This window comes from Mycolicibacterium tusciae (assembly GCF_002086795.1).
GTDB lineage: Bacteria > Actinomycetota > Actinomycetes > Mycobacteriales > Mycobacteriaceae > Mycobacterium > Mycobacterium tusciae.
Genome location: NZ_MVIM01000008.1, coordinates 204,230 through 218,963 on the forward strand (window position 1 = coordinate 204,230; position 14,734 = coordinate 218,963).

General features: G+C 65.1%; 15 protein-coding genes and 1 pseudogene. 9 read left to right on the forward strand and 7 right to left on the reverse strand.

The genetic code is table 11. The features are described from left to right. Window positions 1–6: 6 nt before the first annotated feature. Together BST47_RS17140 and BST47_RS17145 are read right to left on the reverse strand one after the other, a co-directional pair. Window positions 7–783 (reverse strand): enoyl-CoA hydratase, encoded by a 777-nt coding sequence (locus BST47_RS17140; RefSeq protein ID WP_083126727.1) that lies wholly within the window; start codon window positions 781–783, stop codon window positions 7–9. Continuing rightward, complete coding sequence (locus BST47_RS17145; RefSeq protein ID WP_083126728.1) at window positions 780–1,817, reverse strand: enoyl-CoA hydratase/isomerase family protein; 1,038 nt, start codon at window positions 1,815–1,817, stop codon at window positions 780–782. The genes BST47_RS17140 and BST47_RS17145 overlap by 4 nt, the downstream gene beginning before the upstream one ends. Before the next feature lie 165 nt (window positions 1,818–1,982). On the opposite strand from BST47_RS17145, the gene BST47_RS17150 reads away from it, so the two are divergent. Together BST47_RS17150 and BST47_RS17155 are read left to right on the forward strand one after the other, a co-directional pair. Beyond that, complete coding sequence (locus BST47_RS17150; protein ID WP_083126729.1) at window positions 1,983–2,831, forward strand: Bax inhibitor-1/YccA family protein; 849 nt, start codon at window positions 1,983–1,985, stop codon at window positions 2,829–2,831. A 155-nt stretch (window positions 2,832–2,986) separates the two neighbouring features. Then, window positions 2,987–3,828 (forward strand): annotated as a pseudogene (locus tag BST47_RS17155) (endonuclease domain-containing protein). 65 nt (window positions 3,829–3,893) lie between these two features. Here the strand turns inward: BST47_RS17155 and BST47_RS17160 are convergent. After that, a complete protein-coding gene (locus BST47_RS17160; RefSeq protein ID WP_083126730.1) occupies window positions 3,894–5,111 on the reverse strand; it encodes an acetyl-CoA C-acetyltransferase in 1,218 nt (405 codons plus the stop codon). 33 nt (window positions 5,112–5,144) lie between these two features. Then, window positions 5,145–6,113 (reverse strand): SGNH/GDSL hydrolase family protein, encoded by a 969-nt coding sequence (locus BST47_RS17165; protein WP_083126731.1) that lies wholly within the window; start codon window positions 6,111–6,113, stop codon window positions 5,145–5,147. Between the two features lie 195 nt (window positions 6,114–6,308). Between BST47_RS17165 and BST47_RS17170 the strand changes: the two genes are divergently transcribed. The 7 genes from BST47_RS17170 to BST47_RS17200 all read left to right on the forward strand — a co-directional run bounded on the left by BST47_RS17170 (window position 6,309) and on the right by BST47_RS17200 (window position 12,884). After that, the gene (locus BST47_RS17170; RefSeq protein WP_083126811.1) at window positions 6,309–7,370 is read left to right on the forward strand and encodes an alpha/beta hydrolase; all 1,062 of its coding nucleotides are present in this window, start codon (window positions 6,309–6,311) and stop codon (window positions 7,368–7,370) included. Window positions 7,371–7,414: 44 nt separating this feature from the next. Further along, entirely contained in the window at window positions 7,415–8,827 is a 1,413-nt protein-coding gene (locus BST47_RS17175) for a cystathionine beta-synthase (protein WP_083126732.1), read from the forward strand. 177 nt (window positions 8,828–9,004) lie between these two features. Next, complete coding sequence (locus BST47_RS17180) at window positions 9,005–9,346, forward strand: CD225/dispanin family protein (RefSeq protein ID WP_083126733.1); 342 nt, start codon at window positions 9,005–9,007, stop codon at window positions 9,344–9,346. 143 nt (window positions 9,347–9,489) lie between these two features. Beyond that, window positions 9,490–10,470, forward strand: coding sequence for a DUF2189 domain-containing protein (locus BST47_RS17185; RefSeq protein WP_083126734.1), 981 nt, complete (start codon window positions 9,490–9,492; stop codon window positions 10,468–10,470). A 118-nt stretch (window positions 10,471–10,588) separates the two neighbouring features. Then, a complete protein-coding gene (locus tag BST47_RS17190) occupies window positions 10,589–11,128 on the forward strand; it encodes an Rv1078 family RDD domain-containing protein (RefSeq protein WP_083126735.1) in 540 nt (179 codons plus the stop codon). Between the two features lie 10 nt (window positions 11,129–11,138). Next, the gene (locus BST47_RS17195) at window positions 11,139–11,723 is read left to right on the forward strand and encodes an Rv1078 family RDD domain-containing protein (RefSeq protein WP_234809749.1); all 585 of its coding nucleotides are present in this window, start codon (window positions 11,139–11,141) and stop codon (window positions 11,721–11,723) included. Between the two features lie 6 nt (window positions 11,724–11,729). Continuing rightward, on the forward strand, window positions 11,730–12,884 hold the full coding sequence (locus BST47_RS17200; RefSeq protein WP_083126737.1) for a cystathionine gamma-synthase: 1,155 nt from the start codon (window positions 11,730–11,732) through the stop codon (window positions 12,882–12,884). On the opposite strand, the gene BST47_RS17205 is transcribed toward BST47_RS17200, so the two are convergent. The 3 genes from BST47_RS17205 to BST47_RS17215 all read right to left on the reverse strand — a co-directional run bounded on the left by BST47_RS17205 (window position 12,876) and on the right by BST47_RS17215 (window position 14,726). Beyond that, a complete protein-coding gene (locus BST47_RS17205; protein ID WP_083126738.1) occupies window positions 12,876–13,538 on the reverse strand; it encodes a GOLPH3/VPS74 family protein in 663 nt (220 codons plus the stop codon). The two genes, BST47_RS17200 and BST47_RS17205, sit on opposite strands and share 9 nt — an antisense overlap. 37 nt (window positions 13,539–13,575) lie before the next feature. Continuing rightward, window positions 13,576–14,070: a transcription elongation factor GreA gene (greA, locus tag BST47_RS17210; RefSeq protein ID WP_083126812.1), complete on the reverse strand. Its 495-nt coding sequence runs from the start codon at window positions 14,068–14,070 to the stop codon at window positions 13,576–13,578. 236 nt (window positions 14,071–14,306) lie between these two features. Then, on the reverse strand, window positions 14,307–14,726 hold the full coding sequence (locus tag BST47_RS17215) for a DUF4307 domain-containing protein (RefSeq protein ID WP_083126739.1): 420 nt from the start codon (window positions 14,724–14,726) through the stop codon (window positions 14,307–14,309). Window positions 14,727–14,734 lie beyond the last annotated feature (8 nt).

Sequence of the window (14,734 nt, forward strand, 5' to 3'; positions counted from 1 at the left end):
CGCAGATTAACGGTGGCGGAAGTTCGGTGGGCGCTTCTCCGTGAACGCTTTCATGCCCTCGGTCTGGTCGTCGGTGGCGAACGCGGAGTGGAAGAGCCTGCGCTCGTAGAGCAGACCCTCGGCCAGCGTCGACTCGAAGGCGCGGTTGACGGCCTCTTTGGCCATCCGCGACGCCGAAAGCGACATCCCGGCGATGGTCTTGGCGACCTTGTTGGCCTCGTCGAGCAGCGTGTCCGCGGGCACGACGCGGGACACCAGGCCGGCGCGCTCGGCTTCCTCGGCGTCCATGTTGCGCCCGGTGAGGATCAGGTCCATCGCCTTGGCCTTGCCGATGGCGCGGGTCAAACGCTGCGAGCCGCCCATACCGGGGAGCACGCCGAGCTTGATCTCGGGCTGACCGAATTTCGCGGTGTCGGCGGCGATCAGCAGATCGCACATCATCGCGAGCTCACAACCGCCGCCGAGCGCGTAGCCGTTGACCGCGGCGATGGTCGGCGTCCGCGTCGCGGCGAACTTGCCCCACGCCGCGAAGAAGTCGGAGGAGAACACGTCGGCGAACGACAGTTCGGCCATCTCCTTGATGTCGGCGCCGGCGGCGAAGGCCTTCTCGCCGCTGCCGGTGACGATGATCGCGCCGATGCCCGGATCGCTGTCGAATTCCGCTGCGGCCGCGACGACTTCGTTCATCACCTGACTGTTGAGCGCGTTGAGCGCCTTCGGGCGGTTCAGCGTGATGGTGCCGACGCGGTCGTCGCGCGTGACCAAAATGGTCTCGTAGCTCATGAGAACTCCAGTTCGCGGTCGGCCGGCGCGAAGTAGGCCTCGACGTCGGCGGTGGTGACGGCCGCCAGTGAGGCGGGCGACCATTTGGGATTGCGGTCCTTGTCGATGACCTGAGCGCGGATGCCCTCTTCGAAATCGTGACTGCGTAGCGCCCCGCACGTGGTCCGGTATTCCTGGCGCAGCACGTCTTCCAGTGTGTCGAGCTTGGCGGCTCGTCGCACGGCTTCCAGCGCAACGGACACCGAGCTGGGGGACTTGGCTTCGATCAGGTCGGCGGCTTCGGTGGCGGGGCCGGCGTCTTCGGCGCGCAGTGCGGCGACGATATCGAGCGGGGTCGCCCCGGCATAGCACCGGTCGATCCATTCCCGTTGCGCCAGAAACTGACTGGCGGGCGCCTCGGCCGCGTAGGCGGCAAGGGCGGCGTCGACGCCGTCGGCGATCACCGCCTCCTTGAACGCGGCGATCGAGGCGTGCGGCACGAAATGATCGGCGAAGCCCATGGCGATAGCGTCACCGGCGCCGAACGTCGCACCGGTGAGGGCGGCGTGCAGACCGAGCAGGCCCGGGGCGCGCGACAGGATGAGCGTGCCGCCGACGTCGGGGATGAAGCCGATACCGACCTCGGGCATCGCCATCTTGGTGGTATCGGTGACGACGCGGACGCTGCCGTGCACGGCGATGCCGACTCCACCGCCCATCACGATGCCGTCCATCAGCGCTACGTAAGGCTTGGGGAAGCGGCCGATCTGGGCGTTGAGGCGGTACTCGTCGTACCAGAAGCTTCTGGCGACGGATCCATCGGCGCGGGCACTGTGATAGAGCGCGACGAGGTCGCCGCCCGCGCACAGCCCACGTTCGCCTGCACCATCGATGACGACGGTCTGAACATCGTCGTCGGCTGCCCAATCGGTCAGCACGGGTGAGATCGCGTTGACCATCGGGTGGGTGAGCGAATTGATGGCCTTGGGCCGATTGAGGGTGATGAGGCCGACGCCCTGAACCACGTTTACTAGGACATCCTCGTTTTCGTCCACGGAATGCAACTTTAGCTGTCGGAGTTCGTCAACCTGCGTGGAGCATCGCCGGGTAGGGTTTCCTGTGAAGACCCTGGGAGGTTCTTTCGGGAACCGTCCGGGATCGTCAGTCGTTGATCGAGTGTTCGTCAACGAGTCGAACCAAGCATCAGAGAGGAACCGACGGTGCGGGAGTCCAGCAACCCGGTATTTCGTTCCCTGCCCAAGGGCCAGGGTGGCTATGCGCAGTTTGGTACCGGAGCCGCCGGCTACGGTGCGCAGGCGGTACAGGCCGAGCCATATGTCACGCAGTACCCCGACCAGCAGCAGACGGGTGTCTCCCGGCCGCTGACCATCGACGATGTCGTCACCAAGACGGGCATCACCCTTGCGGTGGTGACCGCGGTCGGCGTCGCGTCCTACTTCCTGGTGTCGCAGAACCTCGCGCTGATGATGCCGTTCGTGCTCATCGGCGCGCTCGGCGGCCTGGTGATGGTCCTGATCGCGACCTTTGGGCGCAAGCAGGACAACCCCGGCATTGTGCTGAGCTACGCCGCACTCGAGGGCCTGTTCCTGGGTGCCGCGTCGTTCTTGTTCGCGAACCTCGTCTCCACCGGTGGCCCCGGAATGATCGCGCAGGCGATCTTCGGAACCGTTGGTGTGTTCGTCGGCATGCTCGTCGTCTACAAGACGGGCGCCATTCGGGTGACGCCGAAGTTCACGCGGATGATGGTCGCGGCCCTGTTCGGCGTGGTGGCCATCGCGCTGCTCAACTTCGTGCTCGCGATCTTCGGTGTCGGCGGCGGCGAGGGCTTCGGCCTGCGTAGCGGTGGTCCACTGGCGATCATCTTCTCGCTGGTCTGCATCGGTCTGGCGGCCTTCATGTTCCTGATCGACTTCGACCAGGCCGACCAGTTGATTCGCGCCGGTGCGCCGGAGAAGGCCGCGTGGGGCGTCGCCCTCGGCCTGACCGTCACGCTGGTGTGGCTGTACCTCGAGATCCTGCGGCTGCTGTCGTATTTCAACAGCGACTAGCAGTCACCGCGAAAGGCCCGGCACGAAATGTGCCGGGCTTTTTTCGTGCGTCTTTTCGTTGACCCTGCGCACAAGCATCAATTCATCCACAGGATCGCGCCGTGGACGCAGGATGACTGGCGAAAGCGTCGGCTGGTGCCGGGATTGTCCGCCGTATGGATGGGCCGTTTCTCGGAAGTGACGCACTCGAGTCGGGTGCGCTGACGCGATTCCAATTGCGTCGCTACTACCGGGCGATCATGCCGAACGTGTACCTGGACAACCGTGTCGACCCGTCGCTTCACCAACGGGCAGCTGCCGCGTATCTCTGGTCTGGACGCCAAGCCGTCGTTGCAGGCCTTGCCGCCGCGGCGGCGCACGGCTCGAAGTGGGTCGATGACGATACGACTATCGAGCTTGTCTGGAAGAACGCGCGAGCGCCGAAAGGCGTATTGACCCGCGACGACCTGCTGCTCGCCGACGAATTCGAACATCGAGGCGGCCTACCGGTCACCACCGTAGTCCGGACGGTGTTCGATCTCGGTAGGCGCGGTCGGATCGGGATGGCGGTGGCCAGGCTGGACGCGTTGGCGGCGGCGACCCGTTTCACACCGTGCGACGTCCTCGATCTCGCCGCCAGGCACCGTCATAGCCGCGGCCTTCGTCAGCTGGAACAGGCTCTGGATCTAATGGACGCCGGTGCCGAATCGCCGAAGGAAACGTGGTTCGGCTGTTGGCAATTGGCGCGCGATACCCACGGCCGCGAACGCAGATACCAGTGCCCAGGCCCGACGGATTGGGTTTCTACTACCTCGACATGGGTTGGGAGGAAATCATGTTGGCGCTCGAGTATGACGGCGGACAGCACTGGGACAACCCGAAGCGCATCGCGTACGACATCAGGCGTTCCGAACATCTACACGACATCGGTTGGAAGACAGTACGCGTCATGAAAGAGCACCGAACAACCGACGTCTTGAGCCGACTAGGACGTGCTTGGGAAAGTGCGATGCGTTGACTCTGCGCTGAGGGCGCCGATTGATCGATTTTTTGCGCCCTGGACGCAGAGTCAACGAACCTTAGCTAGCTGAGGCGCTCCACCACCATCGCCATGCCCTGGCCGCCACCCACACACATCGACTCGATGCCGAACGTCTTGTCGTGCGTTGCCAGGTTGTTCAGCAGCGTGGCCGTGATACGCGCACCGGTCATACCGAACGGATGACCCAGCGCGATCGCGCCGCCCGACACGTTCAGCTTGTCCTCGTCGATGCCGAGTTCGCGCGCCGACCCGAGCACCTGCACCGCGAACGCCTCGTTGATCTCGACCAGGTCGATGTCCGAGATCGTCTTGCCCGCCTTGGCAAGCGCCTTCTTGATCGCCTCGATCGGGCCAAGGCCCATGATCTCCGGCGACAGCCCCGACACACCCGTGGACACGATGCGCGCCAGCGGCGTCAGACCCAATTCCTTGGCCTTGGTGTCGCTCATGATGACAACCGCGGCCGCACCGTCGTTGAGCGGACACGCATTGCCCGCGGTGATGGTGCCGTTGGGACGGAACACCGGCTTCAGCTGGCTGATCTTCTCGTATGTGGTGCCCGCACGCGGGCCGTCGTCGGTCGTGACCGTCGTACCGTCGGGCAGCTTCACCGGCACGATCTCGCGCTCGAAGAAGCCGCTCTTGATCGCATCCTCGGCGCGGTTCTGCGACCGCACGCCCCAGTGATCCTGGTCCTCGCGGCTGATGCCGGTGTGCAGCGATACGTTCTCCGCGGTCTGGCCCATCGCGATGTACACATCGGGCACCAGGCCGTCCGCGCGCGGGTCGTGCCATTCGTCGGCCCCCTCGGCCTGCTTCGCCGTCCGCGCCTGGGCCTCCTCGAACATCGCGTTCTTCGAGTTCGGCGCGCCATCGGCCGCACCCACGCCGAACCGCGACACCGTCTCGACACCCGCGGAGATGAACACGTCGCCTTCACCGGCCTTGATGGCGTGGAAAGCCATCCGCGTGGTCTGCAGCGACGACGAGCAGTACCGGTTGACCGTGGTGCCCGGCAGGAAGTCGTAGCCGAGTTCGACGGCCACCGCCCTGGCGATGTTGTAGCCGGCCTCACCGGCGGGCTGCGCGCAGCCCATCATCAGGTCGTCGATGTCCTTCGGGTCCAGCGACGGGACCTTGTCCAACACCCCCCGAACCATCTGCGCCGCGAGGTCATCGGGGCGCATCGTGGCGAGCGACCCCTTGACGGCGCGGCCGATCGGCGAGCGTGCGGTGGCGACGATGACGGCTTCAGCCATGAGAATTCTCCTCTATCTACGGATAGAGAAAACCTAACTTGCGGGCACCACGATGGGCGCGGGGACCCCAGTTGAGCGGCGCCACAGCCGGCTGATGTTGCCGACCCGCGCCAGCAGCGAGCTGCCCTCGGCGTTTCGTGGCTCCAGCGCATCTTCGGGCTGTTCACCATCGATGTACTCGCCCAACGCATTACACAGAGCGGGGAGCAACTGCTGTGCCGCCAGCGCGTAACCGGCGCCCGACGGGTGGAACATGTCCTGGCTGAAGAACTCTTCGGGCGCCTTTCTGAACTCGGGTGTGAGCAGATCGGAGAACGGCACGGGCACACCACCCGAGGCGCGCACGGCCGACGCCTGGGCGCGCGCCAGGCGCAACCCGCGGCTGCGTGCCACCCACCGCAGCGGCTGGGGGATCGCGGTGATCACGCCGAAATCCGGGCAGGTTCCCACCACGACGACGGCGCCGCTGGCCCGTAACCGCCGGACCGCCCTGCCCAGCCGTCGCGCCGACGGACCGATGCCGTTGGGCCGGGTGATGTCGTTCGCGCCGATCATGATCACCGCGGCGTCTGGGGGCGGGCCGGCGACGAACATCGCGTCGATCTGCCCGGACAGCCCCTTCGACGTAGCGCCCATGATGGCTTTTGTGCTCAGCCTGATTCGTTCGCCCGACACTTCGGCGAGCCCGCGTGCAATGAGCACACCAGGCACCTCCTCGGCGTCATCACAGCCGTAACCGGTGGCCGTGGAGTCGCCGAAGACCATCAGATGCAGGTCGAATGGGACGCCGCGGTGCCACTTCTCCACGGGTCCACCACCGGGCGCATAGACGCCGTCGGCGCGTGGGGGCACGCTCCACGCCTTGGGTATGACGCGGCGAGCCTTGTCTGCCTGGCCGCTCAGCAGATTGCGGGCTCCCACGTATGCGGAGCCCGTCGATGCGAGCGTGGCCGCGGCCGCAACGGCGACGGTCGTTGTCCTACGCGGAACATGTATGCCCACGCGACAAGTTTAATTGGGATTTTCTGGGATATCCGCGTGGCGACCAACGACAACGGATCACAGTGCGGTATCAAGTCCGGTATCGAAATCGACTCGTTGATTGTTGAAATGAACAAAGCCTGTCAAGCTAAGGTATCGGTAGCGCTGAAGCAAACGGCGGCCCGTGGCTCTACAAAGTCGTAGGGAGTGGTGGCGATGACGGCACCAAGTAAAGTGGCCAGGGCGTCTCGTGTTGGCGAAATGCCTGCTAGGGCACGTAAACCGCGCAAGTTCCCGGTCAGTGACGGCGCACCCTTAGAGGTCGTCGAGGACGGCCCGAGCCTCGCGGGACGGCTGACTTCTCTTGCGGCTCTGCTAACAATTCGACCGACACTAGCTATCGGAAGCTACGCTCCGCGCCTGCCCTGGCCCTGGGGTTTGGTGGATTTTGCGTCGCGGGTGATGCGTCCGCCGCCTGGGACGGTGCGCGCGACGATTTCTTTGCCGAAGTGCACCGCCCAGCTCGTGCGGGCGGGCGGCGTGCTGCCAGCGGACGGCAAGCGCGGAGTGATTCTGTACATGCACGGCGGGGCGTTCCTGACGTGCGGTGTGAATTCCCACGGCCGGCTGGTGACCGCGCTGTCGGGGTACGCCGACTGCCCGGTGCTGGTCGTCAACTACCGGATGATCCCCAAGCACTCCGTCGGTCAGGCGCTCGACGACTGTTACGACGCCTATAAGTGGTTGCGACTCAAGGGTTATGAGCCGAATCAGATTGTGCTGGCGGGCGACTCCGCCGGCGGGTACCTGGCCCTGGCGCTCGCCGAGAAACTGCAACGCGAGGGCTTGGAAGGCGAAATCCCCGCGGCGATGGTGACGATGTCGCCGCTCTTCGAGATCGACAACGAAGGCCGCGCCAACCACCCGAACATCCACAGCGACGCGATGTTCCCGCCGCGCGCCTTCTACGCGTTGGTGGACTTGGTCAAGGAGGCGGCGGGTCGGCACATGGTCGACGGAAAGCCAGAAGAGGTCTACGAGCCGCTCGACCACATCGAGCCGGGGCTGCCGCGCACGCTGATCCATGTGTCGGGGTCCGAAGTTCTGGTGAGCGACGCGCGCAAGGCGGCCCGACGGCTGGCGGCCGCAGGTATACCCGTCGAGGTCCGCGTCTGGCCGGGGCAAATGCACGTGTTCCAGCTGGCATCGCCCGCAGTTCCCGAGGCGAAGCGGTCGCTGCGCCAGATCGGCGACTACATCCGCGAAGCCACCTGGTAAACCCTGAGCTGGTACCCCGCTGCCCCGCCTGACACGATGGAGTCATGCGGATCGCACGGCACATCAGTGAGCTCATCGGCAATACCCCTCTGGTACAGCTGAACTCCGTCGTACCCGACGGCGCGGGCACCGTCGCCGCCAAGATCGAGTACCTGAATCCCGGCGGCAGCTCCAAGGACCGCATCGCGATCAAGATGATCGACGCGGCCGAAGCCAGCGGCGAACTCAAGCCCGGCGGCACCATCGTCGAGCCGACCTCCGGCAATACCGGTGTGGGGCTGGCGCTCGTGGCGCAGCAGCGCGGCTACAAATGCATCTTCGTCTGCCCCGATAAGGTCAGCGAGGACAAACAGAACGTGTTGCGCGCGTACGGCGCTGATGTCGTGGTCTGCCCGACGGCCGTGGCGCCCGACAATCCGGACAGCTATTACAGCGTCTCGAATCGGCTCGTCGAGGAGATCGACGGCGCGTGGAAGCCCGACCAGTACTCCAACCCCATGGGGCCCGCCAGCCACTACGAGACCACTGGCCCCGAGGTGTGGGCGGACACCGACGGCAAGGTCACCCATTTCGTCGCAGGCGTCGGCACCGGCGGCACGATCACGGGGGCCGGGCGGTATCTCAAGGAGGTTTCTGGACGGCGTCCAGAAGGCCAGGTCAGGATCATCGGCGTCGACCCCGAGGGGTCGGTGTACTCCGGCGGCACCGGCAGGCCGTACTTGGTCGAAGGCGTGGGCGAGGACTTCTGGCCGTCAGCCTACGACCCGACCGTGCCGGACGAGATCATCGCCGTGTCCGACGCGGACTCATTCGAGATGACGCGCAGGCTGGCCCGCGAAGAGGCCCTCCTCGTCGGTGGGTCGTGCGGCATGGCTGTCGTCGCCGCCATCAAGGTCGCCGAGAAAGCGGGTCCGGATTCGGTTGTGGTCGTCCTCCTGCCGGATGGCGGAAGAGGTTATCTGTCAAAGGTTTTCAATGACGGATGGATGTCGTCCTACGGCTTCCTCCGGAGCCGGCTCGACGGTTCTGTCGAGGAGACGACCGTCGGAGAGGTGCTGCGCGGCAAGTCGGGTGCGCTGCCCGACCTGGTGCACACCCACCCGTCGGAGACCGTGCGCGACGCGATCGGCATCCTGCGCGAGTACGGCGTCTCCCAGATGCCTGTGGTGGGCGCCGAGCCGCCGGTGATGGCGGGTGAGGTGGCGGGGAGCGTCGCGGAGCGCGAACTGCTGTCCGCGGTGTTCGAGGGCCGGGCCAATCTGGCAGATGCGGTGTCGCAGCACATGAGTCCGCCACTGCCGCTGATCGGTGCGGGAGAGCTCGTCAGCACCGCGGCGAAGACATTGCGCGAGTGCGACGCCGTGATGGTCGTGGAAGAGGGCAAGCCGGTGGGCGTCCTCACCCGCCATGACCTATTGGGCTTCCTGTCCGACGGAAGCAGCCGTCGGGTCCGGTAGTCGGATTTACAGAGACTGGCAAACGATTGGGGTCGCGGGCTCCCGATCCGGCGGTTACCAGCGGGTTTCGCTTCTCCGCCACATGATCAACTTCCGCGCAGAAACCTCTGCGGCAACCCACTTCTCAGGTAGGGTAAGCACGCTTGTTACCAGCTAAGACAATGACTGGAAGGTCCCATGACCGAACAACCCCCACCGCCCCCCGGGAACTACCCTCCGCCGCCACCACCGAGCGGCGGCATGCCGCCTCCTGCTCCCGCGGCACAGCCGAACAACAATCTGATCTGGGGCATCTTGGTGACGGTGTTGTGCTGTCTACCACTCGGAATCGTGTCGATCGTGAAGTCCACTCAGGTCTCCGGTCTGTGGGCGCAGGGGCGCGCAGCAGAAGCGCAGCAGGCGGCTGACGACGCGAAGAAGTACGCGGTGTGGGGTGCGATCGCCGGCGTCATCGTCTTCGTGATCGTCATCATCATCAACGTCGTCGTCGGCATCGGCGCGACAACTAGTTACTCCTAGCGTGCACGGAGCTCTTGCTCCGCGTCGTCGCTCTGGGCCGCGGTTGCCACTTCGACGGTGCCAGTGGGGATTTGGATTGAAACCGGATCGTGAAGTCCGGCAGTCGTGGCAGTCATGGAAGTCATTGAAAGGAACGGCAAACCATGAGTGATCAACCGCCTCCTCCGCAACCGCCGGGTGGTAACTATCCACCGCCCCCGCCGGGGGGCAACTACCCGCCGCCCCCGCCGGGGGGCAACTACCCACCACCACCGCCGGGTGGTAACTACCCGCCGCCAGGTGGTGGTTACGCACCACCCCCGCCTCCCGGTGGTGGCTACGCACCGCCGCCGCCACCCGGACAGGGCGGCTACGGCCCGCAGGGGGGCTTCCCGCAACCGGGCGCGCCCGGCGGTTATCCCCCGGCTGCGGACCCGGGTTTCCCTGGCGCACAAGAGCTTAACGTAGGCGAGGCGTTCTCTTGGGCGTGGAACAAGTTCAGCAAGAACGCTGCCGCGCTGATCGTCCCGGCGCTCGTGTACTCGGTTATCGTCGGCATTCTCCTCGGTGCCGTCTACGGGCTGGCGTTCGCTCTTGCGCCGACGCAGACCTACGAGTCCTACGGCAGCAGTTACAGCTACGAAGCGAGCTTCGGCTTCGCGAGCTTCCTGGCGCTGATCGTCGGATACCTCATCCTGATGGTGGTCGCCGCGGCGATGCAATCGGCTTATCTGGGTGGCCTATTGGATATCGCGAACGGACAGCCGGTGACGATCGGGTCGTTCTTCAAGCCGAGAAACGTCGGCAGTGTGATCGTCGCGACCCTGATCATCGGGATAGCGGCGGGAATCCTGTCCTTCTGCTTCATCGGTGGGATCGCGGTGTCACTGTTCACGCTCTTTGCGACTGTGATCATCGTCGAACGCAATGCCTCTCCCATTGACGCGATCAAACAGAGTTTCGAGATCACCAAGAACAACTTTGTTCCGGTGATCCTCGCACTACTCGTCATCTACGCCATCACGATCGTCGGGACGTTGGCCTGCTTGATCGGGCTGATCGTTGCCATCCCGGTCGCCGCGCTTTTCCTGGTGTACACCTACCGCAAGCTCACCAACGGCCAGATTGCTCCGCTGACGCCGTAATCGTGAACGACCCGGTCTGCGCGTATCTGCACAGACCGGGTCTTCGCGTCTCTCTGCGCCATCGCGGTCAGATTTGTAAGCTGCCACCAGTCGCGATGGATTGACAGTGAGGGCGAACGTGACCACTCAGCCGCCACCGTCACCCGCGGGTGACTTCGCCCAGGGTGTTCCTTCGGTTGCGCCCGTCGTCAGTGGAATCGACTACACGCCGTGGTTCACCCGCGTGCTCGCCTACGTGATCGACAGCATTCCGGTGTACCTGCTCACCGCCATCGGTGGCGTCGTCCTCTACACCTTCCAGCCGACCGAAACATTGTGTGTGGCCGAGGCGTTCTGCGCCACCGGAAGAAACGGACCGTCGACGACGGCGTGGATCATCTTCTCGCTCTGTGTGTTGGTCGCCGTGGCGTTCACGTTGTGGAATTTCGTTGTACGGCAGGGTAATACCGGCTCTAGCATCGGTAAGCAGATAATGGACTTCAAGGTCGTCGGCGAGCAGACGCAGCAGCCGATCGGAGTCGGCAAGTCGCTTCTGCGCCAGATCGCCCACGGCGTCGACGCTCTCATCTGCTACATCGGATTCCTGTTCCCACTATGGGATGCCAAACGGCAGACGATCGCCGACAAGCTCCTCAAGACCGTATGCGTACCGCTGTAGATCGGCGTGCGTGACGGCTTCCTCACCATCTCCGCAGCCGTACCACGCGCGGCCGGCCGCGGCGCTGCCGAAGCAGGCGTACACGCGTTGGAGAACCCGGGTGGTCGCGGCCCTCATCGACTGGACCCCCATTTGGGTGATCTTCCTGATTCCCCTCGTCGGTCTGGTGGTCGCGGGGGATGCGGAGTGCCTCGACAGCATCTATGGCAGCGGCCAGAGTTACTGCTCCACGGCGGTGTCTGACTTCTGGACGTCGGTCCAGTTCATCGCGGTGCTGCCGGGCGTGGTTTATTTCATCTGGAACTTCTGCTATCGGCAGGGCGCAACGGGCCAGAGCATCGGCAAGTCGGTGATGAAGTTCTACGTCGTCAGCGCGGAGACCCGGCAGCCCATCGGCTTCTGGATGTCGCTCATCCGGCAGATCGCCCACTATGTGGACCAAATCCTCTGCTGCGTCGGATATCTGTGGCCGTTGTGGGACAAGAAGCGGCAGACGCTGGCCGACAAGATCGTGGGTACCGTCTGCCTCCCGCTGGGTGCTGGGCCGACGCCACCCCCGCAGTGGATCGAGCCGCCGGGCCCGTCGCTACCCTGATCGGTGATGACTGAACAGCACAGGTCGAGGGGGCTTGCCACCAAGGCCATCCACGCAGGGTTTCGGCCCGACCCGGCGACCGGCGCCGTCAACGCCCCGATCTATGCGAGCTCCACCTTCGCCCAGGACGGTGTCGGCGGCCTGCGCGGCGGATACGAGTACGCCCGCACCGGCAATCCGACCCGTACCGCACTGGAAGCATCGCTTGCCGCCGTCGAGGAGGCCCAGTACGGGCGGGCGTTCGCGTCGGGGATGGCGGCCACCGATTGCGCGCTGCGCGCGGTATTGCGGCCCGGCGACCACGTCGTCATGCCTGACGACGCCTACGGCGGCACCTTCCGTTTGATCGACAAGGTGTTCACGCAGTGGGGCATCGACTACACCGCGGTGTCACTGTCCGACCTCGACGCCATCGGTGCCGCGGTCACACCGCAGACCAAGTTGATCTGGGTGGAGACGCCGACCAATCCGCTGCTGTCGATTGCCGATATCGCAGGCATCGCCGGTATCGCGTCGTCGTCGAAGGTGAAAGTGTTGGTGGACAACACGTTTGCTTCGCCTGCGCTGCAGCAGCCCCTGACGCTGGGGGCGGACATCGTCCTACATTCGACGACAAAGTACATCGGTGGGCACTCGGACGTGGTCGGGGGTGCGCTGCTGACCAGCGATGAAGAACTCGACACCGCATTCGCGTTCCTCCAGAACGGCGCGGGCGCGGTCGCGGGCCCGTTCGACGCCTACCTCACGATGCGCGGACTCAAGACCCTGGTGCTGCGCATGCGCCAGCACAGTGAAAATGCGACGCTGGTCGCCGAGTTCCTGGCGGACCACCCGGAGATCGAGACGGTGCTGTATCCGGGATTGCCGAGTCACCCGGGCCACGAGGTCGCCGCGAAGCAGATGAGCGGCTTCGGCGGCATGGTCTCGGTGCGTATGCGGGGCGGGGCGGACGCCGCCCGCAAGCTGTGCGCGAGTACGGAGATCTTCATCCTCGCCGAGTCGCTGGGCGGAGTGGAATCGCTGATCGAGCACCCCGGCGCGATGACACATGCCTCGACGGCGGGATCCCAACTGGAGGTGCCCGACGATCTCGTGCGTCTGTCGGTCGGCATCGAGGACTCGGCGGACCTGATCGCCGATCTGGAGCAGGCGCTAGGTTAGCGCGGGCCGCAACGCCGACGCGGTGACTGCGAGATTCACTTCGCGTATCGACGTCGGGTACTCGTCGATCCAACTGCCGCTTGCGATTTCGCCAGCCCGGGCGTGCACCCACCGCCATCCGCGATCATTGAGCGACAGAATTGCGCCCAGCCCGTCGACAGCGTGAAGCAGCGTGATGATCGCCGCTGTCGCCGGTGCCGGTGGCCGTCGGTCGAACAGCGCGGCCAACAGCGCCGAACGCGCCTGATCCACCCGCTGCCGGTTCGTCAGCGGCCACGCGTAGGGATGGGTCAATCGGTTGGACTGCAACCGAATACGCCGAATCTGGCCGGTCTGCTCCAGATGGTGGGTGAGATCGGCCGCGGTGTGCTTGGATAGCTTTTTCACGGCAGCCGCCGGCCGCAGCGGCCGCTGCTGTAGTAACTGGAACGCCGACTCGCCAATCGGATCCATCACGCCCGGCGCGGACAGCGCGATCAGCCGACCGGGTTCGACTGCGTCTTCGGCCATCGCAGGCCGGATCCTGCAGGCGTACGCGAGATCCAGCAGTACTGCGGCCGCCAGAACCCGCTCACGCCGGTGACGCTCGAGTGCCGGCTGCGCCGACGCGTTGTCGAGCAGAAGCAGAAGGAGATCCTCGGCAATCTGCGCCATGGTGCGGACTGTAGCGCGGGGCGCCGAGGCGGCTGCCTCAGGAGTGATAGGGCTCAGCGCTGAGGAGCGTCACCTTGACGGTGTTGCCGTTGGGGATCGTGTAGGTCTTGACGTCGCCGACCTTCGCGTCGATGAGCGCCTCGCCGAGCGGTGACTTCGGCGAATAGACCTCGAGCTTCCCGTCGCTGACACCCTCCTGGCGGGTGGCGATCAAGAACGTCTCGGTATCGCTCTTGTCGTCGCCGTATTGCACTTTCACCACCGAGCCGGGCAGCGCCACGCCGGACTGTTTGGGAGCCTCGCCGACCTTGGCGTTGTTCAGCAGCTCCTGCAACTGGCGAATGCGGGCCTCTTCCTGGCCCTGCTGCTCGCGTGCGGCGTGGTAGCCACCGTTCTCGCGCAGGTCGCCCTCTTCGCGTCGATCGTTGATCTCGGCGGCGATGACCGGTCGGTTGGCGATCAGCTGATCGAGCTCGGCCTTCAGCCGATCGTGTGCTTCCTCAGTCAGCCACGTGACCTGCGTGTCGGTCATGATGTCGCGCTCCTGTCGTTCGTTGCTCTCGCGCTGTTCGCGTAAGTAGGTTTCTTGTCGCGCCGCCGGGAGCTCTTCGTGTATTGCCACCGTCGTCGACGCCTAATCAGCGCACTAAATGCAGCAATACACGGTCCCAACGGGGAACCGTGTATCGATCCATCTTAGCACCGCGGGGACAGCGGATTTTCACGTATTCGCAGTTCGGCGTTTGTTGCGTCGTCTCGTGCGGGGATCTAAGGGGCCACCAGGTAGGACGGCACGTCGGCTCCGCATCCGTAGACGTCGCCGACGACCGGCGGCTTGCTGGACTTGACGACGGCCGTCACCTGCACGGTCTGCTGGGTGGCCGGCGGGACCAGGACCTCGCGGCGACCGGTTTCGCTGCCGTCGATCGCACGGGCCCGGATGATGCACACCACCGGCTGGGACGGATCCTCCCGCGTCACGCTGATCGTGACGTCGACGGTTTCGTCGTCGACCAGGCGGTAACCGCCCAGTTCACCCTTGACCGCATTGCTGAACCGCCCCGACGCGATGACCGCGATCGTCACCCCGACCACCAGGACCAGCGCGGTCAGCCCACCGGCGATCAACCGCCGCTGGCGCCGGGTCAGACGCTGGCGCCCATAACGCGCGGAGGGACGCTCGATCATCTAGTTTT

Bases quoted from the DNA above. Each gene is read 5' to 3' on its own strand.
- BST47_RS17140 (WP_083126727.1), bottom strand. From the start codon at position 783: ATGAGCTACGAGACCATTTTGGTCACGCGCGACGACCGCGTCGGCACC.
- BST47_RS17160 (WP_083126730.1), bottom strand. From the start codon at position 5,111: ATGGCTGAAGCCGTCATCGTCGCCACCGCACGCTCGCCGATCGGCCGC.
- BST47_RS17170 (WP_083126811.1), top strand. From the start codon at position 6,309: ATGACGGCACCAAGTAAAGTGGCCAGGGCGTCTCGTGTTGGCGAAATG.
- BST47_RS17175 (WP_083126732.1), top strand. From the start codon at position 7,415: ATGCGGATCGCACGGCACATCAGTGAGCTCATCGGCAATACCCCTCTG.
- BST47_RS17180 (WP_083126733.1), top strand. From the start codon at position 9,005: ATGACCGAACAACCCCCACCGCCCCCCGGGAACTACCCTCCGCCGCCA.
- BST47_RS17185 (WP_083126734.1), top strand. From the start codon at position 9,490: ATGAGTGATCAACCGCCTCCTCCGCAACCGCCGGGTGGTAACTATCCA.
- BST47_RS17200 (WP_083126737.1), top strand. From the start codon at position 11,730: ATGACTGAACAGCACAGGTCGAGGGGGCTTGCCACCAAGGCCATCCAC.
- BST47_RS17205 (WP_083126738.1), bottom strand. From the start codon at position 13,538: ATGGCGCAGATTGCCGAGGATCTCCTTCTGCTTCTGCTCGACAACGCG.
- greA (WP_083126812.1), bottom strand. From the start codon at position 14,070: ATGACCGACACGCAGGTCACGTGGCTGACTGAGGAAGCACACGATCGG.
- BST47_RS17215 (WP_083126739.1), bottom strand. From the start codon at position 14,726: ATGATCGAGCGTCCCTCCGCGCGTTATGGGCGCCAGCGTCTGACCCGG.